The 26,594-nt window shown below is 60.5% G+C and carries 20 protein-coding genes and 1 riboswitch; of the genes, 10 read left to right on the plus strand and 10 right to left on the minus strand.

What is annotated here, in order from left to right:
* Nucleotides 1–10 precede the first annotated feature (10 nt).
* Nucleotides 11–1,792, minus strand: a complete 1,782-nt coding sequence (locus EDE05_RS00145) for an acyl-CoA dehydrogenase (RefSeq protein ID WP_134099325.1) — start codon at nt 1,790–1,792, stop codon at nt 11–13.
* A 209-nt stretch (nt 1,793–2,001) separates the two neighbouring features.
* Between EDE05_RS00145 and EDE05_RS00150 the strand changes: the two genes are divergently transcribed.
* Nucleotides 2,002–2,994, plus strand: coding sequence for a transporter (locus tag EDE05_RS00150; protein ID WP_105373309.1), 993 nt, complete (start codon nt 2,002–2,004; stop codon nt 2,992–2,994).
* A 23-nt stretch (nt 2,995–3,017) separates the two neighbouring features.
* Here the strand turns inward: EDE05_RS00150 and EDE05_RS00155 are convergent, their stop codons facing one another.
* From EDE05_RS00155 to EDE05_RS00165, 3 genes are all read right to left on the minus strand, one after another.
* A complete protein-coding gene (locus EDE05_RS00155) occupies nt 3,018–3,524 on the minus strand; it encodes a BA14K family protein (protein ID WP_134099328.1) in 507 nt (168 codons plus the stop codon).
* A 195-nt stretch (nt 3,525–3,719) separates the two neighbouring features.
* Nucleotides 3,720–4,142, minus strand: coding sequence for a BA14K family protein (locus EDE05_RS00160; protein WP_112801489.1), 423 nt, complete (start codon nt 4,140–4,142; stop codon nt 3,720–3,722).
* A 117-nt stretch (nt 4,143–4,259) separates the two neighbouring features.
* Nucleotides 4,260–5,504, minus strand: a complete 1,245-nt coding sequence (locus EDE05_RS00165) for an aromatic ring-hydroxylating dioxygenase subunit alpha (RefSeq protein WP_112801487.1) — start codon at nt 5,502–5,504, stop codon at nt 4,260–4,262.
* Between the two features lie 96 nt (nt 5,505–5,600).
* Nucleotides 5,601–5,816, minus strand: a riboswitch (cobalamin riboswitch).
* 168 nt (nt 5,817–5,984) lie between these two features.
* Here EDE05_RS00165 and EDE05_RS00170 point away from each other — a divergent pair.
* From EDE05_RS00170 to EDE05_RS00185, 4 genes are read left to right on the plus strand one after another with little or no spacing between them, the layout of a single operon-like run.
* On the plus strand, nt 5,985–6,581 hold the full coding sequence (locus EDE05_RS00170) for a DUF6656 family protein (protein ID WP_105373311.1): 597 nt from the start codon (nt 5,985–5,987) through the stop codon (nt 6,579–6,581).
* A gap of 34 nt (nt 6,582–6,615) precedes the next feature.
* Nucleotides 6,616–7,593: an L-threonylcarbamoyladenylate synthase gene (locus EDE05_RS00175; protein WP_134099331.1), complete on the plus strand. Its 978-nt coding sequence runs from the start codon at nt 6,616–6,618 to the stop codon at nt 7,591–7,593.
* 15 nt (nt 7,594–7,608) lie between these two features.
* Nucleotides 7,609–9,054, plus strand: coding sequence for an FAD-binding oxidoreductase (locus EDE05_RS00180; RefSeq protein WP_134099334.1), 1,446 nt, complete (start codon nt 7,609–7,611; stop codon nt 9,052–9,054).
* The gene (locus EDE05_RS00185) at nt 9,051–9,455 is read left to right on the plus strand and encodes a LysR family transcriptional regulator (RefSeq protein ID WP_105373290.1); all 405 of its coding nucleotides are present in this window, start codon (nt 9,051–9,053) and stop codon (nt 9,453–9,455) included. The genes EDE05_RS00180 and EDE05_RS00185 overlap by 4 nt, the downstream gene beginning before the upstream one ends.
* Here the strand turns inward: EDE05_RS00185 and EDE05_RS00190 are convergent.
* Nucleotides 9,452–12,040, minus strand: a complete 2,589-nt coding sequence (locus tag EDE05_RS00190; RefSeq protein ID WP_134099337.1) for a DUF1217 domain-containing protein — start codon at nt 12,038–12,040, stop codon at nt 9,452–9,454. The genes EDE05_RS00185 and EDE05_RS00190 overlap by 4 nt on opposite strands.
* 293 nt (nt 12,041–12,333) lie before the next feature.
* Here EDE05_RS00190 and EDE05_RS00195 point away from each other — a divergent pair, with 293 nt between their 5' ends.
* A complete protein-coding gene (locus tag EDE05_RS00195; protein WP_105373292.1) occupies nt 12,334–12,900 on the plus strand; it encodes a DUF6101 family protein in 567 nt (188 codons plus the stop codon).
* An 84-nt stretch (nt 12,901–12,984) separates the two neighbouring features.
* Here EDE05_RS00195 and ubiA read toward each other — a convergent pair whose 3' ends face one another.
* The 3 genes from ubiA to EDE05_RS00210 all read right to left on the minus strand — a co-directional run bounded on the left by ubiA (nt 12,985) and on the right by EDE05_RS00210 (nt 17,715).
* Nucleotides 12,985–13,935: a 4-hydroxybenzoate octaprenyltransferase gene (gene ubiA, locus EDE05_RS00200; RefSeq protein WP_105373293.1), complete on the minus strand. Its 951-nt coding sequence runs from the start codon at nt 13,933–13,935 to the stop codon at nt 12,985–12,987.
* Between the two features lie 68 nt (nt 13,936–14,003).
* Entirely contained in the window at nt 14,004–15,257 is a 1,254-nt protein-coding gene (locus EDE05_RS00205) for a cyclopropane-fatty-acyl-phospholipid synthase family protein (RefSeq protein WP_134099340.1), read from the minus strand.
* A 160-nt stretch (nt 15,258–15,417) separates the two neighbouring features.
* A complete protein-coding gene (locus EDE05_RS00210; protein ID WP_134099343.1) occupies nt 15,418–17,715 on the minus strand; it encodes a Tex family protein in 2,298 nt (765 codons plus the stop codon).
* Between the two features lie 224 nt (nt 17,716–17,939).
* Between EDE05_RS00210 and EDE05_RS00215 the strand changes: the two genes are divergently transcribed.
* From EDE05_RS00215 to EDE05_RS00230, 4 genes are all read left to right on the plus strand, one after another.
* Nucleotides 17,940–18,149 carry a hypothetical protein gene (locus EDE05_RS00215; RefSeq protein ID WP_105373296.1) on the plus strand — a complete coding sequence of 70 codons (210 nt, stop codon included), beginning with the start codon at nt 17,940–17,942 and terminating at the stop codon, nt 18,147–18,149.
* Nucleotides 18,150–18,262: 113 nt separating this feature from the next.
* Nucleotides 18,263–19,534: a phosphoribosylamine--glycine ligase gene (purD, locus tag EDE05_RS00220; RefSeq protein WP_134099345.1), complete on the plus strand. Its 1,272-nt coding sequence runs from the start codon at nt 18,263–18,265 to the stop codon at nt 19,532–19,534.
* 102 nt (nt 19,535–19,636) lie between these two features.
* On the plus strand, nt 19,637–20,140 hold the full coding sequence (locus EDE05_RS00225; protein WP_134099348.1) for a plant virulence effector HPE1-like domain-containing protein: 504 nt from the start codon (nt 19,637–19,639) through the stop codon (nt 20,138–20,140).
* A 213-nt stretch (nt 20,141–20,353) separates the two neighbouring features.
* Nucleotides 20,354–22,189: a methyl-accepting chemotaxis protein gene (locus EDE05_RS00230; protein ID WP_134099351.1), complete on the plus strand. Its 1,836-nt coding sequence runs from the start codon at nt 20,354–20,356 to the stop codon at nt 22,187–22,189.
* Nucleotides 22,190–22,244: 55 nt separating this feature from the next.
* Here the strand turns inward: EDE05_RS00230 and glyS are convergent, their stop codons facing one another.
* Together glyS and EDE05_RS00240 are read right to left on the minus strand one after the other, a co-directional pair.
* On the minus strand, nt 22,245–24,548 hold the full coding sequence (gene glyS / locus EDE05_RS00235; RefSeq protein WP_134099354.1) for a glycine--tRNA ligase subunit beta: 2,304 nt from the start codon (nt 24,546–24,548) through the stop codon (nt 22,245–22,247).
* Between the two features lie 89 nt (nt 24,549–24,637).
* Nucleotides 24,638–26,560, minus strand: a complete 1,923-nt coding sequence (locus tag EDE05_RS00240) for a DUF2207 domain-containing protein (RefSeq protein WP_134099861.1) — start codon at nt 26,558–26,560, stop codon at nt 24,638–24,640.
* Nucleotides 26,561–26,594 lie beyond the last annotated feature (34 nt).

A 26,594-nucleotide genomic window follows, 5' to 3' on the forward strand; every position in this document is an offset into this window, starting at 1 on the left:
AAAAGCTCCTTCAGGCGAGGATTGCGCGGGCAGCTTGGAGACTTGCAGCGCCGGAAACGACGCGGTCCTTCAAGGCCGATGTTTCGGCGAGGAGGTTCTCCGCCGTGAAGCGGCATAGCGCGACGCGCTTTTCAACTCCGCCGTCCCCGGTATTGGCAAGCGCGCCCTTGGCGAGATAGCAGCTGGTCAAAGTCAGGCCGAAAAGGCGCTGATAGGGGGTCGCGCCAGCCAGAGCGTCAGCCGCATTTCCGGCAGCCTGCGTCTCCAGCAGCCAATGGGTCGTGGTTTCAAGAGCCGCAATCGCGGCACGCAGCCGGTCGCCGGTCTCACCGAAAGCCGTGTCGTTCGAAGCCGAGATCCTCTCGGCGATCTGCTTCAATTCGCCGATGAAGCCTTGCACCTGTTGACCCGAAGAGAGCGGCAGCTTGCGTGTCACCAGATCGATCGCCTGGATGCCGTTGGTGCCTTCGTAGATCGGAGCGATACGAGAATCGCGCAGGTAGCGGGCAGCTCCGGTTTCCTCAATGAAGCCCATGCCGCCATGTACCTGGATGCCGAGCGAAGCGACTTCGACCCCGATGTCGGTCGCAAAGGACTTGGCAATCGGCGTCAGAAGTGCTGCCCGCTCGGCCCAATGGCGGGCCTCATCACCCTCGGTGTGGTGCGACATATCGGTCGCATGGGCGCAGGCATAGCAGATGGCGCGCGCGCCTTGCGTCAGCGCCTTCATGGTGATCAGCGTCCGGGCGATGTCGGGATGTTCAATGATCGGGCTCATGCCGGAACCGGACCAGCCGGGAGCCTTGCCCTGGGTACGCTCATGGGCATAGGAGAGCGCCTTCTGGGTTGCGGCTTCGGCGATGGCAACACCCTGCATGCCGACCGCTAGGCGGGCATTGTTCATCATCGTGAACATGCAGGCGAGCCCCTTGTTCTCCTCACCGACGATCCAGCCGATGGCTCCCTTTTCGTCACCGAACTTGCCATCACCGTAGATCATCGTGCAGGTCGGCGAGCCGTGGATGCCGAGCTTGTGTTCGATCGAGTGGCAGAAGACGTCGTTTCGGGATCCAAGTGAACCGTCCTCGTTCACCAGGAATTTCGGGACGAGGAAAAGCGAGATGCCGCGCGTGCCCGCCGGTGCGTCGGGAAGCCGCGCCAGGACCAGATGAATGATGTTGTCGGCCACATCATGCTCACCCCAGGTGATGAAGATCTTCTGGCCGAAAATGCGGTAGGTGCCGTCGTCGCGACGCTCGGCGCGCGTTTTCAGGACGCCGAGGTCCGAGCCCGCATGCGGTTCGGTCAGGTTCATCGAGCCGGTCCATTCGCCGGACACCATCTTTGCGAGATATTTTTCCTTCAACGCGTCGCTGCCGTGCGTGACGAGCGCCTCGATCGCGCCCATGGTCAGCGTCGGGGCAAGCGCGAAAGCCATGGAAGCGGAATTCCACATTTCGAGCGCCGCCACGTTCAGCATATGCGGCAGGTTCTGACCGCCGAAGGCTTCCGGCGCCGTCAGCCCGTTCCAGCCCCCTTCCCGCCAGTGGCGGTAGAGTTCCGGCCACCCGTCCGGCGTTTTAATTTTCCCGTCGGTCAACCGCGCGCCCTGCCTGTCGCCGATCTCTCCCAGCGGCGCCATTTCGTTGCCAGCAAAACGGCCTGCTTCTTCGAGGATGGCTTCGACGAGATCGGCGCTGAGATCGCCAAATCTGCTCATCTCCACCGCCTCCGCTAGGCCTGCTACGTGATTCAATGTGAAAGCGATCTCTTCGACCGGTGCCTTATACATGATGCTCTCCTCCCACGGCAGCTCCGCCTGCCTGATGCTACCCGATTCCAACACGGCCGCATGCCTGTTTGCTTTTTACGTAAACGTAAATGTGATTGTCAATTGCTGCTAGGTTCCTGCTTGTGCGAAGGCGCTTCAGAAAGTTTTGTTGAACTGGCGTTACAAAAGGAACCTATGGAGTGATTTTCATGCTTCCGGATGCCACGCCGATGTCTCTTATAGCGCCCGTCGTACCCGGTCTCGTCTGGGCTTACCATTTCCGGCCTGGTGCGCCATGCACCCGACTGCCGCTTGATGCGGGCCGCAGCGATCTTGAAGTAACCGATGGTTTCCTTTGGCTCCACCTGAACCTCGCCGACTCGCGGGTCGCTGCCTTCCTGGAAAGTTTTCCCGACCTCCCGCCGCCCGCGGTCGCCGCACTCACGACCCATGACACGCATGCGGCCGTCACTCTCGACGAACAGGTCGTCTACGGAACCCTCGTCGATTTCCAGCGCGAGTTCGACAGCGAGACGCGCGACATCGGCTGGCTGCATTTCTTCGCGTCCGGCAAAGTGATCATCACCACGCGTCTCCAACCGCTGCGATCGGTGGACCGGGTGCGGGCGGCGATCGAGAAGAACGCGTCGCGTTACCAGAAGCCTATCGACGTGTTCGAGACGCTCCTCGCCGAGTTCCAACGGACGATGATCAGCCTGGTGATGGAGCTGACGGAAGAGCTGAACCTGATCGAGGACTTCGTCTACGACAATGCGCCACGCGACGAGCGCCGCAGACTGGCACCGGTGCGGCGGACGGTCGTTAGGCTGCATCGCCATCTGAGGACCGTGCTGACGCTGATGCGACGAGCAGCGGCTGTCGATGACGACGAGATGCCGCCGGGTTTCGACGATGCGGCCTCACGGCTCATCTCGCGGCTCGAGGCCGTGGATCACGACGTTTATGCCCTGCAGGAGCGTGCGCGGCTGCTGCATGAGGAAATCGACTCGAAGCTGTCGTCGGAAACGAACAGGCACCTCTACATCCTGTCACTGATGACGGCATTCCTGTTGCCGCCATCGCTGGTCACCGGCTTCTTCGGAATGAACACCTCGTCGCTTCCTTTTGCAGAAGGAAGCGACGGTACGGTCTACGCATTCAGCTTGATGGGCGTCTCAGTTTTCGCCGCCTGGTGGCTGTTGAGACGGGCAGGCATTCTCTGATCGCCCGCAGAGAAAGCTGCCTATCAGTAGTAGGGCGACAAGCAGGTCCGGCGGGGGCCGTAGTTCGGCTGGAACGTGTTGGAATAACTGTCATAGGACCGGTAGCGGTCGGCGCACCATTCGTAATGGCGAGGATTGATGTCGCCGCGCTCGACATAGGCCGGACCAGGTTCGACATATCGCGGCGCGGGTTCTACATAACGCGGCTGAGCGGCAATCGCCCCGCCGATGATGGCGCCTGCGCCAAAAGCGGCCAAGGGGAACCAGTAACCGTTATAATAACGATGGCCGTGTCGGCGTTCCCGGTAGCCACGGTGGCCGTTGTAATAGCCGTCGCGATATCCATCCCGATAGGCATCACGGCGCCACTCGCGACGTTCCCACCGATCGCGCTCCCAGTATTGGACCTCGGTGACGGCAGAATTTGCCACCGTCGGCCCGGCCGGAAGGGGCATGGCATGGGCCGGCGTCAGCGACACTATGAGTACCACGGCGGAGATTCCCGCAAGCGCCATCTTCTTGAACGTCATATTGAGCCCCATTCCTTAGTCGGTGCATCGAATTCTTAGCCGCAGCCGATGATTTCCATATCGGACAGACCGGATATTCGACACTCCTTTAGGAAATTGATCCTGAATAGGCGATTAACGTTTCAGGCATGAAAAACCTGGTCTCGGGCGTCATGCCCGAGACCAGGTCGCGACCGATAACTTGATGCTACCGGGTCAGTAAGGTGAGCGGCAGATCCGACGCACACCGGCACTGGCAACGTAAGTGTTGTCCGATGCACGGTAGGTGCGATAACGGCTTTCGCACCAGGCATAATGACGGCTGTTATAACCGCCCCGATCGGCCGTTATAGCACCACCGATGATCGCGCCCGCGCCAAAGGCGGCAAGCGGGAACCAGAAGCCGTTGTAGTAACGATATCCGGGCCGGCGTTCACGATAGCCGCGATGTCCCCTGTACCAGCCGTAACGATCACGGCGCCAGTCGCGGCGGTCGCGATACTGGACATCCGTGACGGCGGAATGCGCCGAAAAGGCGGGTGCCGAAGGCATCTGGAGTGCCTGGGCAGGGGCAAAGCTGGTCAACGTGGAAGCAAGGGCAACGGCCAATGCAGTCAAGCGAAGACGGTACCTCATCATGGTGTTTCCTCTGTCGTTGGTGAGCAAAGCAACGCCAGATCGAGGACTTTGTTCCTAGGATCCCCGGCAAGGATGCGATGCGGCCGATCACGAACAGGAGATCGGCCGCTCGTTGAGCTAGGCGACGATCGAAAGTTTTGCCTGATCCCCCTGCAGACGGTTGACCATGAAGTTCGAATACCATTCGACGAACTGCATGACGCCGCCCTCGTGCTCGGCCGAATACGGTCCCGGCTCGTAGGCCGGAGAGCGAATGCCAAAGGCGTTTTCCTCGACGATCTGGCGGTCCTGGTCGTTGGTCATGTTCCAGACATGCGTCAGCTCTTCGAGATTGTAATCGACGCCCTCGACCGCGTCCTTATGGACCAGCCATTTGGTGGTAACAGCGGTCTCCTCCGGCCCGAGCGGCGTGACGCGGAAGGAAATCGCGTGGTCGCCCAGCATATGATTCCAGGTGGTCGGGTAATGGAAGAGCAGCATGGTGCCGATGCCGTCGATTTTCACGTCGTCGGAAAGCCTCCGCTGCACGGCATTCCTGCCGGACATGGTGTAGCTCTCCGCTCCCTCGATCAGCGGCATGCGGGCGACACGGAACTGCCCGTCGGGTGAGATCCGGAACTCGCTCGGCAGATTGGCCGCCTCGCACCGCTGCCAGTGCTCGATGATAACAGGATCATCGATCGCGCCGGCAACGCCCGTGACCGTCGGCGCCTCCGGAAAGGTGCGGCAGAGCTCCGGATGATTTCCGGCACAATGATAACATTCCCGGTTGTTTTCCCAGACGAGCTTCCAATTGCCCTTCTCGATAATCGTCGACTGATGCGCAACCTTAGCTTCCGACAGGCGGTGCGGCGCCATATAGGGCTCGATCGCGGCGCGGACCGGTGCGAAATCCGGCGCTTCCTGAGCCAGGCAGATAAAGATGTAGCCGGCGACGCTTTCGCAATGCACCTTCTTCATTCCGAACTGGCTTTTGTCGAATTCCTTGCCCATATGGCGCCCGATCAACAACGAGCCGTCGAGTTCGTAAGTCCATTGATGATAGGGACAGACCAGCCGTACCGCCGAACCGCTTTCCTTGGTACAGACGCGGCTGCCGCGATGGCGGCAGGTATTGTGAAGGGCGCGAATCTGGCCATCGCGGCCGCGCACCACGACAACCGGATAATCGCCGATCTGAAGGGTGAAATAGCTGCCGTTCTTCGGCAGCTCGCAATCATGGCCAACAAATAGCCAGTCGCGATACCAGATCATCTCGAGATCGAGCTTGTAATAGTTGGGATCAGTATAAAACGCCTGTTCGAGACTGAAGCCTTCGCGGCGGTTCTTGAGCTGTCGCAGCGCCTGGTTGCGAATGTCCATCTTGCCTTCCTTGTCTTGCGGGCATGCGGAAGGACATGGAAAAACGGGCCGGCTCAGGCCTGCCAGTTTCCTGCCCCGAACGCCCGCCGCGATCGGTAACGTTTTTTTCCCCAAGGCTGGTTTCCGGGCTCAGGAGTTGCCCCTTTCGGGGCTGGTCCGGCGCCTTCCCGGGCGGCCCTTGCGGCTCTTTCCCAGTGGCTCTAGCCAAACCTTTAAACTCCACCACCGTTGCGGGGGCAGCGCCGGGCTTTGACCGGCTTCCCAATTCTCCGCCCTCCCTAGCCAGGCGGCACCTTGAGCTTGATGCGGATATAAGCATCCGCCCCGGCTGTCGCATAGGCGACATTGCGACATCGACAACCGCATTGACGACGACGCCAAAAGCCCTTCCAGCCTCGCATAAGGGAAACCTGTCATTAACGGCTAAATTCTAAAATACCGGCATCAACCGGAGCGGAGCCAGTGCAGGCCAAAGAAAAAATCCGCTATTTCGAAGCTCCCCCGCCAAGCCCTCCCGTGCCGGCGGCAACGAAATCCGCTGCTCATTCTGAATTTCTGAGAACCGGACGGATCGTCCGCCACAAACCCATCTGGCTGCCGCAGGAACGCCGCTATATCAGCCATGAGGAAGTCGCCGAGCGAACCGGCAAGCGGCTTGAAGCCGCCGGCGAAAAAAGCCACGAGCGCATCAACGCCTTTCACCGTTCCATTCAGTTTCCAAAGATCGTTTTCCATCGAACGCTCGAAGGAAGCCCGCATCTCGGTTATTGCCACGTGACGGCCGCGCGGACCCTTCTGGCACGCCGCGTGCCTGTCAGCTGGTCTTTCTATATCGCGAACTTCTTTTCCGAAATCGGGGAAGAGGAGAGATTCTTCGAGCGCATCCACACCTCCTATTCGCGCATGTATTTCGCCGTCGCGATCGAAGGTGAGCCAGGCCAACCATTTCAGGTCAGCCGGACGATCCGCAAGAATGGGCTGCTTTTCCAGACCAGCGACCCGATGGAGGCCATCAAGAACGTGCTTCTGCTCGGCGCGTCGAACGATGCGCTTCGCGAGATCATCAAAAAGCTTTGAAGCAGGTCGCTGTCCGCGCTATTGACGAGCGGACATGACGGCAGAGATCATCGACATCACCGCGGACCACGAGAACGCCATAGCGCGCGCCTGCGCGGTGCTGGCGGACGGCTTTCCCGTAGCGATCCCGACAGAGACGGTCTATGGGCTCGCAGCGGATGCCACCAATCCCGCCGCCATCGCGCGCATCTATGAAACCAAGGGCCGGCCTCGCTTCAACCCGCTTATCTGCCATATGGCCGATGTCGCCATGGCGGAGCGCTACGCCGTTTTCGATCCCATCTCGCGAAAGCTCGCAGCTGCATTCTGGCCGGGGCCGCTGACCTTGATCCTGCCACTGAAGCCGCAGAGCGGCATTCATTCGCTGGCGACGGCGGGGCTCGACACAGTGGGCATCCGCCTTCCTAAAGGCTTTGCTGCCGACCTCATCAGCGCCTTTGGAAAACCGCTTGCAGCCCCCAGCGCCAATACATCCGGGAAGGTCAGCCCGACCAGCGCGAAGCACGTGGCCGAAGATCTGGGCGACAAGTTGCAGCTGATCATCGACGGCGGGGCAGCTCCCGTCGGGGTGGAGTCGACCATCGTGCGGGTCGAGGACGGCATGATCCGCCTCTTGAGGCCCGGCGGAGTTGCAGCCGAAGAGATCGAGAAGGCAACCGGCCTTGCCGTGATGCGGCCGGATGGCCCGTCAGCGATCATCGAGGCGCCTGGCATGCTCGCCTCCCACTACGCTCCGGGAGCCGCAGTGCGGCTGAATGCCGAGCATGTGGAAAGCGGAGAAGCCTTGATCCGGCTGGGTTCCGCCCCGATAAAAGGCATCGAGCTTGCAAAGGAAGTCTTTGATCTTAGCCCCTCCGGCGATCTTGCGCAGGCGGCGGCAAATCTGTTCGACTATCTGAAGCGCGCCGACGCAACCGGTGCGATACGCATTGCTGTCACCCCGATACCCGATCACGGGCTTGGCGAAGCGATCAACGACCGGCTGGCCCGCGCAGCGGCACCGCGGGACTAGGAGGAGGAGACGCCGATGGATATTTCCGGGCCAAAGCCAGAGCTTCTCGACCGGTTCGCGGCCATCGTCGGCGACAACCACGTCCTGCGGGACCAGAAGGACCTCGCTCCGCATCTCGTGGAAGGCCGGGGGCTCTATGTCGGTTCGTCGCCGATGCTGTTGAAGCCGGGGACGACGCAGGAGGTTTCGGCAATCCTCAAGCTTGCGAGCGAGACGGGCACGCCGGTCGTGCCGCAGACCGGCAATACAGGGCTTGTCGGTGGCCAGACGCCGCGCAGCGGCGGCAGCGATCTGATCGTCTCGCTGGAGCGCATGAACCGCATCCGGGACGTCGATCCGGTTGCCAACGTCCTCGTCGCGGATGGCGGTGCGATCCTCGCCGACGTTCAAAGGGCCGCCGAAGCCGTGGGCCGCTTGTTCCCGCTGTCTCTCGGTTCGGAAGGATCCTGCCGCATCGGCGGCAATCTCTCCACCAATGCCGGCGGCACCGCGGTGCTTGCCTATGGCAATATGCGCCAGCTCTGCCTCGGCCTCGAAGTCGTGCTGCCGACCGGCGAAATATGGGACGGCCTCAGGCGTCTCAAGAAAGACAATACCGGCTATGACCTGCGCGATCTCTTCATCGGTGCTGAAGGCACGCTCGGCATCATCACCGGGGCCGTGTTGAAGCTTTTCCCTCAGCCGGTCGGGCATCAGGTCGCGCTTGCAGGCATCAATTCGCCGCAGGATGCGCTGAAGCTCTTCGAACGGGCCTCCAACCTCTGCGGCACGGCATTGACCGGTTTCGAGCTGATGCCCCGCATCGGCGTCGAGTTCACCACCCGCCATATCGAAGGCGTTCGCGATCCGCTCTCCGAACCGCATCCGTGGTATGCGCTGATCGACATCTCCACCTCAGATTCGGCAGAAACCGCGCAGTCGATGGTGCAATCGCTGCTGGAACAGGGTTTTGAGGCAGGTCTCATCCGTGATGCGGTCATCGCCTCGTCGGTCGCCCAGCAGAAGGCGCTCTGGCATATGCGCGAAAGCCTCTCGGATGCACAGAAGCCGGAGGGCGGTTCTATCAAACATGACGTTTCCGTACCCGTTTCCAGAATTCCAGCCTTCATGGAAGAAGCGGGCAAGGCTGTACTGGCAGCTATTCCGGGCGCACGCATCTGCGCCTTCGGCCATCTGGGCGACGGCAATATCCACTACAACATCTCGCAGCCGATCAGTGCCAACATGGGTGCCGACAAGGCTGCCTTCATCGGCCGCTGGCGCGAGATCAACGAGATCGTCCACGGCATTGTACTGGCAGCGGGCGGATCGATTTCGGCCGAACACGGTATCGGCCAGTTGAAGAGGGACGAGCTCGCTCACATCCGTTCCCCGATCGAACTCGATCTGATGCGGCGGATCAAGAGAGCTTTCGACCCGGCCGGCATCATGAACCCCGACAAGGTGGTGGCAATCCCTTGAGCCCGAAACCGAAAATCACGATCCGCATCGATCTCGACAACGGCGTGCGGCTGGGGCCCGGCAAGGCGCAGCTACTCGAGCTCATTGCCGCGCATGGATCGATCCGCGCCGCCGGAGCCGCGATCGGCATGTCCTACAGACGCGCCTGGCTGCTTGGCGATGAGATCAACCGAATGTTTCGCGAGCCTTCGATCTTCACCCGCCACGGCGGCAAGAGCGGCGGCGGCGCCGGCCTTACGGACTTCGGACAGGAACTGCTTTCACGCTACCGACGGATGGAAGAGGAAAGCCGGAACAGCATCCAGAAGGACCTCGACTGGTTGGCCGCCAATACCGATCCGGATTTCGAAGCCCTGGGAACAAACGTGGATGCGCAAAGCGTCGCTGAGAACTCGGATTAACCCATCCTGATCTGGGATAGCGCCCAAAGCGTGTCTGCGCTGATTCCACCTGAGCTGCCGCCGAGAATACTCGCCGCCGATGCCGTTGCCGATGTATCGTTCTCTATGTCGTACATGATCGTGAAGCGCTTGACCAACTTCTCCAGTTTTTCCGGATCCGCCAGATCTTTCAGGTCGAGCTTCTTTTCGATCAGCTTTGCCTGCTGATCGACCTCCATGTTGCCTATCTCCGAAGGAAGACTGAAGGTGATGCGGAAGAACTCCATCAGCGCCTCGTCGCCGAGGATCACGTAGGGATCGGTGATGGTGTCGGCCATGCGCTGGAAATAGAGCGCCAGGCGGACGCCGGCATTTTCCTCGCCCTGCTGGGTCTCCAGAAGCTGTCGCACATAGAGGCTTTGGGTTGCCGCGACCTCGCCGCCGTTTTGAGCGCGTCCGGCCGTGCTGCGATCGACATCGCCCTTCGCGTCGAAATTAAAAGTGCCGACGATCTGGGCCAACCGTTTGTCGGGCTGGCTGTTGACGAAGCTGTTCGGATCGCTGAGGTCGGAATTGAACGCCCTATTGAGGACATCGTTGGTGATCGTGGCAGGATCGATGCCCTTGGAGATGAGGAGGATATCGAGGAGCTTGCGGTCGGCAAGCAGCTCATCGCGGCTGTCGATGCGCTGTATCGTGTCGGTGTAGTACTTGGCTTCCTCCTGGGCCTTCTTCTTCTTGGCCTCCAGCTCATCGCCCTCGAGGAAGCGGGTCTGGCGTAGGATGTAATCCTTGGCCACATTGGTGATTGCTGAATTCGATTGGGCCAGAACAGGTGCCGTGACCTCGCCGTCCTTGCTGAAGTTGAACAATCTTGCCAGCGTCAGGAACCGCTCGTCCTTCAACTTGTAAATATAGCTGTTGGGATCGGACAGGTCGCTCTTCAGCGCGTTCTTCACAGTCAGCTTGGAGACCGACGACGGGTCTATGCCGACTGCGGTCAGTGCGAATTCATAGCTCGTCTGGGCATCGCTGCTCAGGAAGTCATTGAGGGATTTGACGGCCGCCAGATCCAGTTTGTAGAACCTGACCGCCTTCTCGTAGTCGCTTTCCTGCTTGTCGTCCCAACGGCTCATGTAGTAGTCGCGCGTGCGGCTGCTCTGCAGCGTCGTCTGCGCATCTCCAGCTGCGACCGTGCCGTCGGTGTTGAAGTTGAAGGCATTGGCCAGCTCCAGATATTGCGGGTTGTTTGCTCCGAACTTGTTCGCGTAGCTGTTCGGATCATCCAGATCGCTCGTGAGGATCTGCTCGATCGTGGACTTGACGACCGTCGCCTTGTCGAGGTTGAATGCGACTTTGATATATTTCAGAAGACGCGGATCGCTCGTGATGTCGGTGACATTCGTTGCGGTCGCGATTTTCTCTTCGAACAGTTGCTGATTGAACATGGCTTCGGCATGAGTCACCCGCGTCTGTTTGTTGAAAAAACCCGCTATGATCGCTTCAAGCTTGTCCTCGGTGACGGCGCCCCCGACCGGCACAGTGCCGTCGGCATTGAAGTTGAAATCTTCCGCCAACGCCTTCATGACACCGAGATAGGCTGCGTCGGCCTTGGTACCATTAATGATTTCAGCAAGCTCTGCACGCCGCTGGGCCGTCTGATCCACAGGGACGAGCCTCGCATTCAGTTCATCGAGCCGTGTCTGCTGCGTCGTGAGCTTGTTCTGATCCTCCTGCAGAAGGTTGTTGGTGGTGGTCAACTGCGTCTGAAGGGTATTTATTTCGGGCTGTAGCACCGCCGGATCGCCGCCGTTATCGAGCTCCGCCTGCTTGGCAGCTATCTGACTTTCCAGATCGGCCTTTTTTTCCTGACCGAGCGTTATGGAGTTTTGCAGCTGGGGAACCGTCCCGTTCAGGCTTAGCCGTTCCGTCAGCTCGGTGTCTTCCGTCTTGGCCGCATTGTATTGATCAAGATTACCGCCATAGGCGGTGTTGTAGTAGCTCGCGGGATCGTTCGGATCGCTGACGAGAACTCCTCGAATAGCTGTGTAGTTGTAGTATCTTCCGTCTATGCCATAGGCGGTGAAGAGATAATTGCGCAGGCGTTCGTTGCGGAGAAATTCGTCGACGTTCTTGATGTTGCCCGTCTCGCTCAGCATGACCTTGAAGTAGCGGGTGTCGTCCTCGATCTGCTCTTCCTGAGCCGCGATCGTCTGATCGTAGGTTTCGAAAAGCTCGTCCATCTGGCCGCCCGACTGGGCAACGGCGGTATCCGACGCGGACGAAGCGAAATTGAAGGATGCCGCGAAATTCTTGTAACGATCATCCGTCAGGCGGTTTGCGAAGCTGTTCTCGTCGCCGAGATCGCTTTCCAGCACCTGCTTCATGAAAGCCTTGGCGTAGATCATCTCGTCAAGGCCGTGGGCCGTCATCGCATAGGAATAGAGCCGGTAGTTGTCCAGGAACTCATCGACGGTTTTCACCTTGCCGATATTGTCCTGGTAATACTTGGTATCGTTTGCGACCGTCGTCTGTCCGGAGATCTGCTTCAGGCTCTTCAGGATATCGCGATTGACGAGATCGAAGGTGAGATAGGTCGATACCATGGGCTGGCCCCGCAAGTCGGAATGATGCTCGTGCAATCATCCCCGACTTGCCTTGCACGGGGCTTTTCCCTCGCCACCCGTTTCTTGTCCCGCCTCCGCACAGGTTTTGCCGATTCACATTCCGGAAACCCAAAGCGGTTCGTTTTCGCTAACCATCAGGTCAGGCAAACCTTCTTTAACCGCAATTTTTAAGCAGTCTCGAACAGGCCCGCCCTATGCTTTGGCTATCAGAGGACAAAAGTCCCGTGGAGAAACCGGCAACGGCTCTCAGGTAAAACAAGGGTAGCATATCGATGAACAATACAGTTCTGAAGCCCGTATGGGCAGGGTCGACACTGAGGCTCGATCCGTCTCGTTTCCCGCAGCAGGTTACCTATGCGCTGCGCGAGGCATCAGGAGATGTCACCATTACCATCGACAAGCGCGGTGCCGTTCTCCGCAAAATACTTCCGGCCAGCGGCCTGCCGCTGTCCGTCGCACTTCCCGCTCGGGCTTTCAAAGGCGTCGCCGCAAGAGCCATCGATCACGGTGATGGAGAAGTGACCGTTACGCTCGAACTGCACCATGAAGACCCGGATCTTTGCATCCCGCTTCTGGTCGCCCACGACCTCTGCGACATCGCCGCAGACTGGCGCAGCTGGGCGAATGCCTTCCGCATACCCATGCTGATGGTGGAGGCCGACGGCGTCGCCCGACCGCTGGAAACCCACCTTGGCGACATTCGCTCCGAAGGAGCCAAGCCGCGCCGCCGCCACTCCTATTTCGCAGCCCGCCGGCCGCGCTTCCTGGTTCGCAGGACGACCGGCAGCCTGGGCATCTCGATGAAGATCGAAGGCAAGGAAATTATCGCGCGCCGCTAGGGCTTTGTTTGTCCCTTTGTCCACCGCTTCTCGCGATAACGAAGAAGCCCGATCGTCAGCCGATCGGGCTTCTTGCTTTTTGAGCTATAGGACTATCGAGAGGGTGAGCCCAAGAAACAGGATGGCGCCGATGCGGGTGTTGAACTTGAAAAGCCTCAGGCACTGGTCGGCATTGTCGATATCGAGGATTACCACCTGCCAGGCGAACATCACGGCCGCCGCCAGAAGGCCGGCATAAGCGAAAAATCCGACGCCTGCGGCGGCGAAAGCAAACAACAGGAAGACGAGAGTGAAGCCATAAAGGCCGACGAGCCAGGCCCTGGTGTTCTCGGCAAAGAGGCGGGCCGTGGACCGTACTCCGATCAGCTCATCGTCCTCCTTGTCCTGATGGGCATAGATCGTGTCGTAACCGATCGTCCAGGCGATCGCGGCGAGATAGAGCCAGATCGACGCCGCCGAAAGGCTGCCGAATACCGCGGCCCATCCCATCAAAGCCCCCCATGAGAAGGCGAGGCCAAGGAAAAACTGCGGCCAATCCGTAAAGCGCTTGGCAAAGGGGTAAACCGCAACGACTGCCAGAGACAGGATACCGAGCACGATCGTGAAGGTGTTGAACTGAATCAGGACAAGAAGACCCACCAGGGCCTGCACGGCCAGAAATGTCTTCGCTTCGAAGCGGGACACGCGGCCGGACGGCAAAGGTCGCGAACGGGTGCGTGCCACTTCCATATCGATGTCGTGGTCGACGAGGTCATTATATGTGCAGCCGGCTCCACGCATCGCAACCGCACCGATGAAAAACACGATCAGGTGGAACAGGAAAAGCGAGGCCGAAAACACGCCCTCGTCATGCGCGGCATTGGCGGCAAGCGCTGCCGACCAGAAACAGGGCCACATCAGGAGTTGCCAGCCGATCGGGCGGTCCCAGCGAGCGAGCTGCGCATAGGGCCAGGCCGACCGCGGCAACACGCGGTAGACCCAATTGTCCGAAGGAGCATCGGCCACGCGGCCGCTGAAATTGTCGGCGTTCGTCATGGCCGAGGTTCTAGCTCTCGACCGAGCCGGCGGTCAAGCAGGGCTACCCCGGCTGGCTCCTCGTTTCCCTAACCCGCGATCTGGTCCAGCGGCATCCGGCTCGCTTCGAAAGCCTTCAACTCGGCCTCCCGTCCCTGGATATAGTTACGGTTGTCCGGGACCGCCATCCGCTTTTTGACGATCTGCATCTGGAAGATGAAGAAGTTTTCGTGGGTAAAGGCCATTTCCGAGCCTGCGAGGTAGAATTCCCACATCCGAACGAAGCGCTCGTCATAAAGGGCAGCAGCTTCCGCCTTGTGAGCCATGAAGCGCTCGCGCCAATGACGGAGCGTGTAGGCATAATGCATCGGCAGGATTTCGATGTCGGAGACGAGCAGGCCCGCCTTTTCGACCGCCGGCATGACTTCGGCGATGGAGGGAATGTAGCCGCCCGGGAAAATGTACTTCTCGATCCACGGGTTGTTGATCAGCGCCGGATAGGGCTGACCGATCGAATGCAACACCATGACGCCGTCATCGGCCAGCACGTCATTCACCTTGTTGAAGAACTTGCGGTAGTTCTGCCGCCCGACATGCTCAAACATGCCGACGGAGACGATACGGTCATATTTGCGCGGCGGCAGGTAATAATAATCCTGCAGCTCGAACCGGACGCTGCCGGCGAGGCCACGCTTGGCCGCTCGTTCGCGCGATACCTTGAGCTGCTCTTCACTCAGCGTGATGCCAGTGACGTCGACCCCACAGAACTCGGACAGATACATCGCCATGCCGCCCCAGCCGGAGCCGATTTCAAGAGCCCGCTGGCCAGGCTCGGCCCGCAGTTTCGCCACGATGTGGCGCTTCTTGGCGACCTGTGCCTCGTCAAGAGAAATCCCAGGCGGGTTGAAATAGGCGCAGGAATACTGCCAGTCCTCATCCAGGAACATGGAAAAGAGCTTGGCGTTGAGATCGTAGTGGTGGGCGACGTTGCGCCGGTTATGGTTGATCGGTACGCGATTGCGAAACTGCGTTATTGCGATCCGCGCCAAAGAGCGCAACAGGATGCCGAAGGTCAGCCCTTCCTTCAGGGTGTTGTCCTTGACGAGCGCCAGGAACTCGTAGATGTCGCCTTCTTCGATAAGAAGCCGACCATCCATATAGAGCTCTCCGAGCTTCAGCTGCGGGTCGGCGACAAGCTCCCGCTCGGCTGCCTCGTCTGTAAACCGGATGGTGACGGACCGCCCCCCTCCTCCGCCATAACGCTGCTCACCGCCTGAGCCTCTGACGACAAGCGTTCCTATCCTGATGATCTTGCTGAAGAGATTGTGAAGGGACGAGGCCATAGACTCACCTCCAAAGATACTAAGGCTGCCTTATGATTTTTGAAAAATAGTACTTTCCTCGCAACATGCAAGCACATTGGAACCTCAAAAATGCCACAAAAAGATAGGCCGTCAAATCTTGTTTGACGGCCTTAATCCGGCTGCAGGCATCTGGCGACTTCTATTTGCGCTTCAACGCTTCCGCGAGAGCCGCCCCGAATGCACCTTGAGAGGCCTGTTTTTCAGTCTTCGCGTATTTGGAATTGACCGGCTTGTCGCGAGCGCCGCTACCGGAAACGGGGGGTGCCTCGCCGCCGTCCTTTCGCATGGTCAGCCCGATGCGCTTGCGCTTTACATCGACCTCGACCACGCGAACCTTCACGACGTCGCCGGCCTTGACCACCTCATGCGGATCCTTGACGAAACGATCTGCGAGCTGCGAGACATGCACGAGCCCATCCTGATGCACGCCGATATCCACGAAGGCGCCGAAGGCGGCGACATTGGTAACCGTGCCTTCCAGCAGCATGCCGGGTTTCAAATCGCCAATCTCATCGATTCCTTCCGCAAAAGTCGCCGTCTTGAAGCCCGGGCGCGGATCGCGGCCCGGCTTCTCAAGTTCGGCAATGATGTCCTTGACCGTCGGAAGGCCGAACTGCTCGTCGATGAACCTACGGGGATCGAGACTCTTGAGCGTTGCGCTGTCGCCCATCAGGGTTCTGAGATCACGGCCGCAAGCGGCGACGATCTTCTTGGCGACACCATAGGCTTCCGGATGGACGGCAGAGGCGTCCAGCGGCTCCTTGCCGTTTGGAATGCGCAGGAAACCTGCGGCCTGCTCAAATGTGCGGTTGCCGAGCCGGGCGACCTTGAGGAGCTCCTTGCGGCTCTCGAACGCGCCGTTCTGATCCCGATGCAGGACGATCGCCTCGGCAATCGACCGGCTAAGGCCGGCAACACGTGAAAGCAGCGGGGCCGAGGCCGTATTGAGGTCGACGCCGACCGCATTCACCGCGTCTTCGACAACTGCGTCCAGGGAGCGCGATAGCTTCGTCTGGTCGACATCGTGCTGATATTGGCCAACACCGATGGATTTCGGCTCGATCTTGACGAGTTCGGCAAGCGGATCCTGCAGGCGGCGGGCAATCGAAACTGCGCCGCGCAACGACACGTCGAGGTTCGGAAATTCGGCCGAGGCGGTTTCCGAGGCGGAATAGACCGATGCGCCCGCTTCCGAGACGATCACCTTTGTCGGCTTTGGCGCCGGCAGGCTGGCGAGCATATCCGCCACCAGTTTCTCCGTTTCGCGGCTGCCGGTGCCGTTGCCGATGGCGATCAATTCCACCTTGTGCTTGCGGACAAGGGAAGCAAGCTCGGCCTGAGTGCCACGAATGTCGTTCTTCGGCGGGAAAGGATAGACCGTCGTCGTTTCGAGCAGCTTGCCCGTGCCATCGACCACGGCAACCTTGACGCCGGTGCGGATGCCGGGATCAAGCCCCATCGTCGCACGTGAACCGGCGGGAGCCGCCAGCAGCAGATCCTTTAGGTTGCGGGCGAAGACATGGATTGCGTCCTCCTCGGAACGCTCGCGCAATTCCCGCATCAGGTCCAGCGACAGCGATACGGAGAGTTTGACGCGCCACGTCCAGCCGGCGGCTTCCATCAGCCAACGGTCCGCAGCACCCCGGTCGCGGATATCGAAAGCCAGGGCAATGATGCGCTGGGCAGGTTTCACCGGCGACGGATCGTCCTGATCCACTTCGATCGAAAGCGTCAGAACCTCCTCGTTCCAGCCGCGCAACATGGCAAGCGCGCGATGGCTGGGAACCGTTGCCCAGCGTTCGGAATGATCGAAATAATCGGAAAACTTGGCGCCGGCCTCCTGCTTGCCGTCGACCACCTTGGCCTTCAACGTCGCGCCATTGCGCATATGCTGCCGCAGCTTTCCGAGCAGGTCCGCATTTTCGGAAATCGTTTCGGCAACGATGTCGCGCGCACCGTCGAGCGCCGTCTTGAGATCCGGCACCTCACCCTTTATGTAGGCTTCCGCCAGTTTTGCGGGATCGGCGGTCCGATCGGCCCATATCGCATCGGCGAGCGGCCCCAGACCACGCTCGCGGGCGATTTCGGCGCGGGTGCGGCGCTTCGGCTTGTAGGGAAGATAGAGGTCTTCGAGCTCGGCCTTGGTCGCGGCTTTTGCAATCTTCGCGCCAAGCTCTTCCGTCATCTTGCCCTGTGACGTGATCGATTCGACGATCGATGATCGGCGCGCTTCCAGCTCACGCAGGTAGACCAGACGTTCGGAGAGTGTCCGCAGCTGCGAATCATCGAGCCCCCCGGTCACTTCCTTGCGGTACCGCGCGATGAAGGGCACGGTTGCGCCATCGTCAATCAACCCGATTGCGGCGGCGGCCTGTTCGGGGCGGGCGTTTATCTCCGCAGCGATCGCGGCGGCAAGGAATCGGATATCGGCGGCCATGAACGTCCTCTTTGAAAACTGGAGGCGTGACCATAGTGAAAGTTTGTGGCAAGGCAACGTGGGCCGCGACAGGTCCACAAGTTGCCGAGGATGTGCCAAAGCGGGACGGGCGTTGGAAGACCGCTAACCATGGACCTGTGGAAAAGAACGGGGACTCTCTCACCCGCCGCAATCAGCACCTAAATTCCAGCCGCCGCATGATGCGGCCAGGAATGGAGGTATGAATGCCCAAGAAAGCTGCCAGAGTGCTGGCGTTCGACACGGCGGTTGCGGATGAAGAGCTCGAGGCCGCCATTTCCTATCTGGACGAAAAACTCGCCAATGCGTCCTCAAGAGACGAGCCGGTACCCTTCCTTGCGTACCGAAACCGAATGATCTTCCAGACGACGTTGAACATTCGGCGAGGCAAGGCCTCGACACCGTCGCGCCGTTAGAGGCTGATCGCAGCGGCCGGGCCACGAGATGATAGAGCATCTCGTGGCCCGGCACTTGACCTTTGCCGTCCCGCCCCTTAACCGCCGGTCAGGTTAGAAAACGAGGGCGAGACATGAAGGTTCTCTTGATCGGTTCCGGTGGACGCGAGCACGCGCTGGCCTGGAAGCTTGCCCAATCCTCGAAACTTACCCAACTTTATGCCGCTCCCGGCAATCCCGGCATTGCGGAACATGCTACCATCGTGGCGGTCGATATCGACGATCACCAAGCCGTGACAGCCTTCTGTCACGAAAAGAAGATAGATCTTGTCGTGGTCGGTCCTGAGGCACCGCTCGTCGCCGGCCTTGCCGATGCCCTCCGCGCCGAGAACATCATGGTTTTCGGTCCATCGGCTGCTGCCGCCCAGTTGGAAGGCTCGAAAGGCTTCACCAAGGATCTTTGCGCGCGCTACGACATTCCGACAGGCGCCTATCGCCGCTTTTCACATGCCGCCGAGGCCAAGGCCTACGTGCAGCAGCAAGGCGCGCCGATCGTGGTCAAGGCGGACGGCCTTGCGGCGGGCAAAGGTGTCACCGTTGCCATGACGGTCGATGAAGCGCTTGCCGCAATCGACGACTGTTTCGATGGCGCGTTCGGCGCAGCCGGCGCGGAAGTCGTGGTCGAAGCCTTTCTCGATGGCGAAGAGGCAAGCTTCTTCTGCCTCTCCGACGGCAGGACGGCGTTGGCGCTCGCAACCGCGCAGGATCACAAGCGCGTTGGCGACGGCGATACGGGGCCGAATACCGGCGGCATGGGCGCCTATTCGCCGGCGCCGGTGATGACGCCTGAGATGGTGTCCCGCACGATGAAGGAGATCATCGAGCCGACCATCCGCGGCATGGCGGAAAGCGGCTACCCGTTCGCGGGCGTCTTTTTCGCCGGACTGATGATTACGGCAAAGGGTCCGGAACTGATCGAATACAACGTGCGGTTCGGAGACCCGGAATGCCAGGTGCTGATGATGCGGCTGAAAAGCGACCTGCTTGAGCTCCTTTATGCCGCTGCCACCGGAACGCTCGATCAGGTCTCCACCGAGTGGAGCGATGACGTCGCTCTGACTGTGGTCATGGCGTCGAAGGGCTATCCCGGAGCCTACGAAAAAAACACACCGATCAGCCGGCTGCCGCAGACATCTACCGGTGAAAAAGTCTTCCATGCAGGCACGGCTCTGAAGGACGGCGCGCTGGTTGCGACCGGCGGACGGGTTCTCAATGTGACGGCCATGGGCAAAACAGTCGCCGAAGCCAAGGCGCGAGCCTATTCGCTGGTCGACCGAACTGAATGGCAAAACGGCTTCTGCCGTCGCGATATCGGCTGGCAGGCCGTGGCGCGCGAAGAGAGTTAAGCCCGCCCCCTCCCCGGGATTCATTCAAAATTTACCGATTGTCCTGACGGGATCGAAAGGAAACCGCGCTACCCTCCCGCCGATCAGGGAAGGATTCCGGTTATGCGTTTTGTTCTGACTACGGCTCTCGTGTTTGCCAGCAGTGCAACTTTTGCATCTTCTATTACGCCCGTCGGCGGTGTGCATCCATCCAGCCCCAGCATTATCCAGAAACGCTGTGCCGACTGCCCGGACGTTACGCGGAAAGCGAAAGAGCCCACCTACAAGGTGCCTGAGCTCGCGCAGGGGACCCAGAAGATGGAAATCGTCGATATCAACGGCGAGAAGAAGCTCGTTCGCACCGAAGCCTGGTTGGGCGGCTCGCCGGTCATCCATGTCAGCAAACTTCCAGAATGGATGATCGAAGATAGGGCCGCAGCCACGCTCCAGACCACATCCCAGGTTTCGACGGAAACCCAGCTCGCCACGATCGAAGCTTCCAAGGATGGCATCGATATCGAGGCGACAACCGGGGCGGTTATCGGTCCAGATCAACAGAAAGTCGATCAGGCAGCCATGGCTCCCGTTCCCCTATCTTTTGATGGGTTTGAACTTCGGCTTCGCTGATTGCAGCCAAGACCGCCTTCCGCGAGTCGAATGCAGCGGCCATCTACCAGTGCCAGATCCTGGCCTGATAATTAAAATTTATTCAATCATTTAGACGCATGGTCGCTTCGTGCAATGCGAGCACGCGACCAGCGCAGGAAGCGCAATTCCCCTCCGACCATCTACTCCGCCCCGGCTCCGTAAGGAGATCCGGCCGGGTGAAAGCGCGCGAACATGAAGAACCTAAAAATTTCTCATCAGTTATTGACCGTCGTGGCGGTCCTTATGGTGGCCTTCGCCACTGTGACCTATTACCAGATCCGCACCTCGATCGCCTCGATCTACGCCGAGCGCTACGACATGCTGCGCACGCAGGTGGAATCGGCGATCTCCATTCTTCAGAGCTACTACGAACTGGAAAAGGCGGGCAAGCTGACCCGCGAACAGGCACAGACCCAGGCTTACGCCACTGTCGCCGCCATCAAGTTCGAGCCGGCAGGTTATATTTTCGGCATGACGAAAGACATCGTCATGACCTTCCACTTCAATTCCAAGAACGTCGGCACCGCCCAAAAGGGTCAACCCGACAAGATGGGCAAGCTCTTCCGGGAGGAAATCGTCGCGAATGCACAGGCAGGCGGCGGCATCACGGAATATCACTGGGAAAAGCCGGGCCTGTCGAGCGATCAGGTCTACAAGAAGGCCGTCTACTCCAACATGTTCCAGCCTTGGGACGTGGTGGTCGCTACTGGCGTCTACGTGGACGATCTCGAAGCCAAGATCCAGCAGACGATCACGGAGGTCGTCTCTTTCGGTCTCGTTGCATTCCTCGCGGCGCTCGGGGTCGCAGTCCTCGTCATCCGCAATATCACCAAGCCTCTGGCGGCGGTGCATTCCGCGCTGGAAGCCGTTGCCGACGAGAATGTGAGCATCACCATTCCGCACACGGAAATGGCCAACGAAGTCGGGTTGATGGCGCGTGCCACACAGGCGCTGCAGGAGAAAATCCGCGAGCGCCACGCCATGGCGGAGCGGGAAGAGAAGCAGAAGCTGGAGCTGGACCGCGAGCGCCAGCAGAACCTCGACATGCAGCAGCAGGACGCTGTGGCACAGGCACGCGTCGTATCAACGATCGGGGAGGCGCTGGAAGCTCTCGCCGCCGGCGATCTGACCATCCGCTGCGGCGATCTCGGGCCGCGTTACGAAGCGCTGCGCCACAACTTCAACGAAGCCCTCGGGCAGCTCGAAGCCGCGATGGCGAAAGTCAATGCGAAGGGCATCGACATCAGCGGCTCGAAGGAAGAGATCCGCCGCGCCTCAAACGAGCTCTCGCAGCGCACCGAGCGCCAGGCGGCAAACCTTGAAGAGACCTCCGCAGCCCTCGACGAACTGACGGTTGCCGTGCGTCATACGGCGGAAGGTGCCCATGAAGCGGCGCAGCGTGTCGGCTCGGTCAGCACCGAGGCCACCCGCTCCGACCAGATCGTTGCCCAGGCGATCGAAGCCATGGGCGGCATCGAGCATTCGTCGGGCGAGATTTCAAAGATCATCGGCGTGATCGACGAGATTGCCTTCCAGACCAACCTCCTGGCGCTCAACGCCGGCGTCGAAGCCGCCCGTGCAGGTGAATCCGGCAAGGGCTTTGCCGTTGTCGCCCAGGAAGTGCGCGAGCTTGCACAGCGCTCCGCAGCGGCCGCGAAGGAGATCAAGGACCAGATCTCCCGCTCTTCCGGTCAGGTGCAGAACGGCGTCCGGCTCGTGGGCGAAGCCGGCGAGGCACTGAAACGCATCTCCAGTCAGGTCAAGGACGCGAGCGAAATCGTCGGCAAGATCGCCCATTCGGCATCCGAACAGGATACGACGCTCCGGTCGATCTCGTCCTCGCTGAACCAGCTCGACGCGGCGACCCAGCACAATGCGGCAATGGCGGAAGAGACAACCGCTTCCGCCGAGGCGCTGGCAACCGATACGGACGAGCTGCTCAGCTTGATCCGCAGCTTCCGCGTCGGGCATGACGGCGGCACAAGCGCGCTTCGTCACACTGCGCAGAAGATGCGTAAGGCGAGCTAACGGACCCTCAGGACTGGGGGCCGCAGGCCGCCGGGCGAAAGCCCGGCGGCTTTTGTTACGAGACGATCTTGGAGAAATCGGCGACCGTCGCCGTTGCTTCGCGGATGGCCTTCAGAAGCGCCAGGCGGTTGGCGCGGATCGCCGCATCTTCGTCGTTGACCAGCACCTCTTCGAAGAACCGGTCGACTGGCGCACGGAGCTTCGAGAGCGCCTCCATGGCCGAGCGGAAATCTTCCTGGACAATAGCCCCCGATGCTCCCCGCGATGCCGACTGGATCGCCGACCAGAGCGCCTTTTCCGCGTCGAGCCGCAGCAGTCCGTCCGCCACGCCATCGGCAACCACCGTGCCCTTCTTCTCCTCGGCGGCGAGAAGCTGGACGGCGCGCCTGGTGCCGGCAAGCAGGTTCTTGCCGTCTTCCGAGGTGATGAAGGCCGTCAACGCTTCCGCACGGCGGGCGACCATCAGGAGATCGTCGGCATCAGGCGTCAGCACCGCATCTATGATGTCGTGGCGCGCGCCCATGTCGCGCAGATAGACCTTGAGGCGGTCGTGGAAGAAGGAGAGGAGGTCGGTAGCGATCGCGGTGATACTCAGCCTTCTTTGATAGGTGCGCTCTACAACCCGATCTATAGCTTCGGAATCACCCGCAGCATCAAGACGAAGAGCGGCTTCGAAATCTTTGTCTGCCTCTGGATCGCGGACGTGGTCCTCCGCAGTGCTCAGCGCTTCGCCGAGGTTATGAAGAAGCGGCAACCGCACCTTGCGCTCCAACAGAATGCGCACCACGCCCAACGCCGCACGCCGTAGAGCAAACGGGTCTTTCGAACCCGTCGGCTTTTCGTCGATCGCCCAGAAGCCGACGAGCGTGTCGAGCTTGTCGGCGAGCGCCACGGTGATTGCCACCTTGTCGTCCGGCACGCGGTCGGACGGGCCCTGCGGCTTGTAGTGATCCTCGATCGCAGCCGCGACGGACGCGTTTTCGCCTTGGAGCAGCGCATAACGGCGGCCCATCAGGCCCTGCAGTTCGGGGAACTCGCCGACCGCTTCGGTTCGGAGGTCGGCCTTGGCAAGTACGGCGGCGCGATCGACCAATGCCGGATCGGCGCCGGTAACCTTGGCCAGTTCCGCTGCCAACGCCCGAATGCGGGCCACGCGCTCACCCTGGGTGCCGAGCTTGGCATGGAACGTAACGTTCAGCGCGTCGAGCTTCGCCATGCGCTGGTCCAGCGGCTTGTCGAGCTTGAGGCCAAACTTCTCGGCCGAGTCCTTCAGCGTCTCGAGGTCCGGCAGGTCGCCCTGGTCTCGGGTCCAGAAATGCTTGGCGTCCGACAGACGCGCGCGCACCACCTTGCCGTTGCCGTGGATGATCTCCTTGCCGCCGTCCTTCGCCTCGATATTCGAGACGAGGATGAAGCGGTTCGACAGCCCCTCCCCGCCTTGCGGCCGCGTGACGAAACATTTCTGGTTCGTCTTGATGGTGAGGCGGATGATTTCGGCGGGGATTTCGAGGTAATCCTGCTCGAACTCACCCATCAGCACATGCGGCCACTCGACAAGACCGGAGACCTCTTCCAGCAGACCCTCGTCCTCGACCAGATCGAGGCCGTTGGCGAAGGCGAGGTCGCGCGCATCATGAAGGATCACATCCTTCCGGCGATCGGCATCCAGCATGACCTTCGCTTTTTCGAGGCTCGCTACATAGTCCTCGAAGCGGCGCACCATGATCGGCTCGGGCGCATGGAAACGGTGGCCGTAGGTGATATTGCCGGCGACCAATCCATCGATCTCGAAGGGAATGACCTGCGTCTCTTCGTGTTCCGGGCCGAACATGCAGACGATCGACTGCAGCGGGCGCACCCAGCGCAGGCTTTCCGACCCCTTGCCCTCGACGCCGGAGAACCGCGCGCCTTTCGGCATGGAAGCCGCGCCCCAGCGCATGGATTTCGGCCAGGGGAAATTGCGGATGATGCCGGGCATCACCTCGGCGATGATCTGTTCCGCCGGACGGCCCGGCTTGGAGACGACCGCGACGTAGAAATCGCCCTTCTTCGGATCGTTGACGACTTGCGCCTCGGAAACGGCAGAAAGACCCGCCTTGCGCAGGAAGCCCTGAACGGCCTGCTCCGGCGCCTTGGTCGACGGTCCTTTGATCTCCTCGCGCTGATCGGCGGAACGCGCCGTCAGGCCCCGGATATCGAGGGTGAGCCGACGCGGGGTCCAGTATTCGCGTGCACCTTCATAGGTCAGCCCCGCTTCCACCAGCGCGTCGGTGACGAGCTTTTTGAGATCCCCCGCCGCCTTGCGCTGCATGCGGGCCGGGATTTCCTCCGAGCGGAGTTCGAGAAGCAGATCGGGCATCGATAATCAACTTTTTGATGATTGTTCAACAGGGTGTGGCCTTAGCAAGCCCACCGCAAAAAGTCATCAGGGGTATTGGGGAAAGTGGCCTACCACCCTCCCCCGCCGCCACCGCCTCCGCCGCCACCGGAGGAGCCGCCCGAAAAGCCGGACGAGGACGAGGAGGATTTCGGCGCGGGGATGGTCGAAGCGATGGTGGAAGACATCGAGGAGGCAAAGCCACCGATGCGGTCGCCGAAGTTCGAATGGGAATTGCCGCTGTACCAGCCAGGTGCATAGGAAGCCGCTGCGGCACCCGCGGCCGTTGCGAGCCATGCTTCAAAGGCGCGGCTCCACGGCTTTTCCACGCCGAGTGCCACCGCATAGGGCAGAAGCTTTTCGAAATGCTGCGGCGACATGGTCGGTGCGCCCGCCATGTTCATGCGGTCCTGTTCCGCAAGTGTCAGATAGGTGCGCAGGCCCTCGATGCCGTCCATCAGCTTGCGGCCGAGCGGCGTCGGCGCGCCCATCAGGAAAAAGAACATCACGTTGACAAGAACGATACCGCCGACGGCCACCAGGACGGGCCAATGATCGTTGCCCGTCATTTCGGACAGGAGTGCCACCATCACCGCCGACCCGATCGACAAGGCGACCAGGCCGATGAAACCGAGGATCACGACCGAAACGACCTTCGACAGCAGGGAAGAACCGCGCCTCAGTCCCTTTCCGAAGCTCACGGCAAAACCGCCGATAAAGACCGCGAAAAAGGCGGGCACGATCAGCATCGCGATCATGTCCGGCTCCAGATTCCCGAAGACGATCAAGGCGAGGATCGACAATACGCTGAGAGCGACGCCGCCCGCGATATAGCCCGTATTGGCCTTGTAATACTTGCCGCGATGCTCCTTTTCGATCGCCCGCCGGAAGCTCGCGCCGACCGACTGGACCGTCGTCCCGTGCGCCTCGTCTATCACGAGGCTTTCGCCCTTTCCGCCGATGGAACCCAGAATAGAGGCTTGACCGCTCGGCAGATCCCGCGGCGCGGTCTTGTCCGTCCGGCACAGCACGATCTTTTCCTTCAAATCATCGAGCACCACATATCCCTTGACGGCAAGATCGAGCACGCCCGCGGAAAAGGCTGTCCAACCGCCGCCCGAAAAACCCTTGTTGTCGATGTAGTTGACGAGTGCGGGGGAGATGCCGTCGGGAGCATCCCAGCGCGGCACCATGACCCCGCCGGCCGGATCGCGGCCGACGCGATTCCAGAACACCGCGTAATAGGCGACGACGAGGATCAGTCCACCAAGTCCCAAGAACAGATTGATGTTGTCGCGCAGCCACCAGTCGCGCTCCTGATCGGCAGAAGGCGGCGCGACCACGCCCTTGGGAAAGCCGACAACGACGGTCAGTCCTTCCTGTTCGCCAAGCGGACGGGTGGTGGCGAAATTTGCCTCGCTGCCGTTTGCCTGCATGCGCGCGTTGCGCTGCGTGGAGCCAAGGAGACCGGTATAGGCGGCGGTCTGAGTGACCCTTCCTCCCGGAAGCGTCACACGAGCCGAAACCTGCGCGATGCGAAACTGCCAGCCGTTGCCGGTGACGTTCCAGTAGAGTTCGTCATGGTCGTCGAAGTAACGGATCTGCCGGTCGGTCCGGTAGGTGACGACGTAGGTATGTTCTCCATCGCCAAGGAAAACATCCTCGGATCCGGCATAGATGCGGATGCCGCCGGCCACCGTTTCCGTATGATAAGGCTCGTCGCGCCCGTCGCGGGTGACCGATATGAGGTCGAAACCGACACGCACCGTGCGTCCCGCAGCGTCCTGCATGGTCAGCGGGAAATCGCGGAAGATGCCGCGCCTGATCCGGTTGCCTTCCGCATTGACAACTATCGTTTCGGAGACCGTCAGGTGGCCATCGGCGGCAACCTGGATATCGGAATGGTAGGAGCGGACGTATTCCTCCGCCCGTGCCGGCAGTGCCGCAAACAAACAGAGGAGAAGCGAGACCCACAAACCGGAGAACCACCGCATCACGACATATCTCCCTCGGCCCCCGCCGATCTTT

The organism is Neorhizobium sp. R1-B (genome assembly GCF_004368875.1).
Lineage (GTDB): Bacteria > Pseudomonadota > Alphaproteobacteria > Rhizobiales > Rhizobiaceae > Neorhizobium > Neorhizobium huautlense.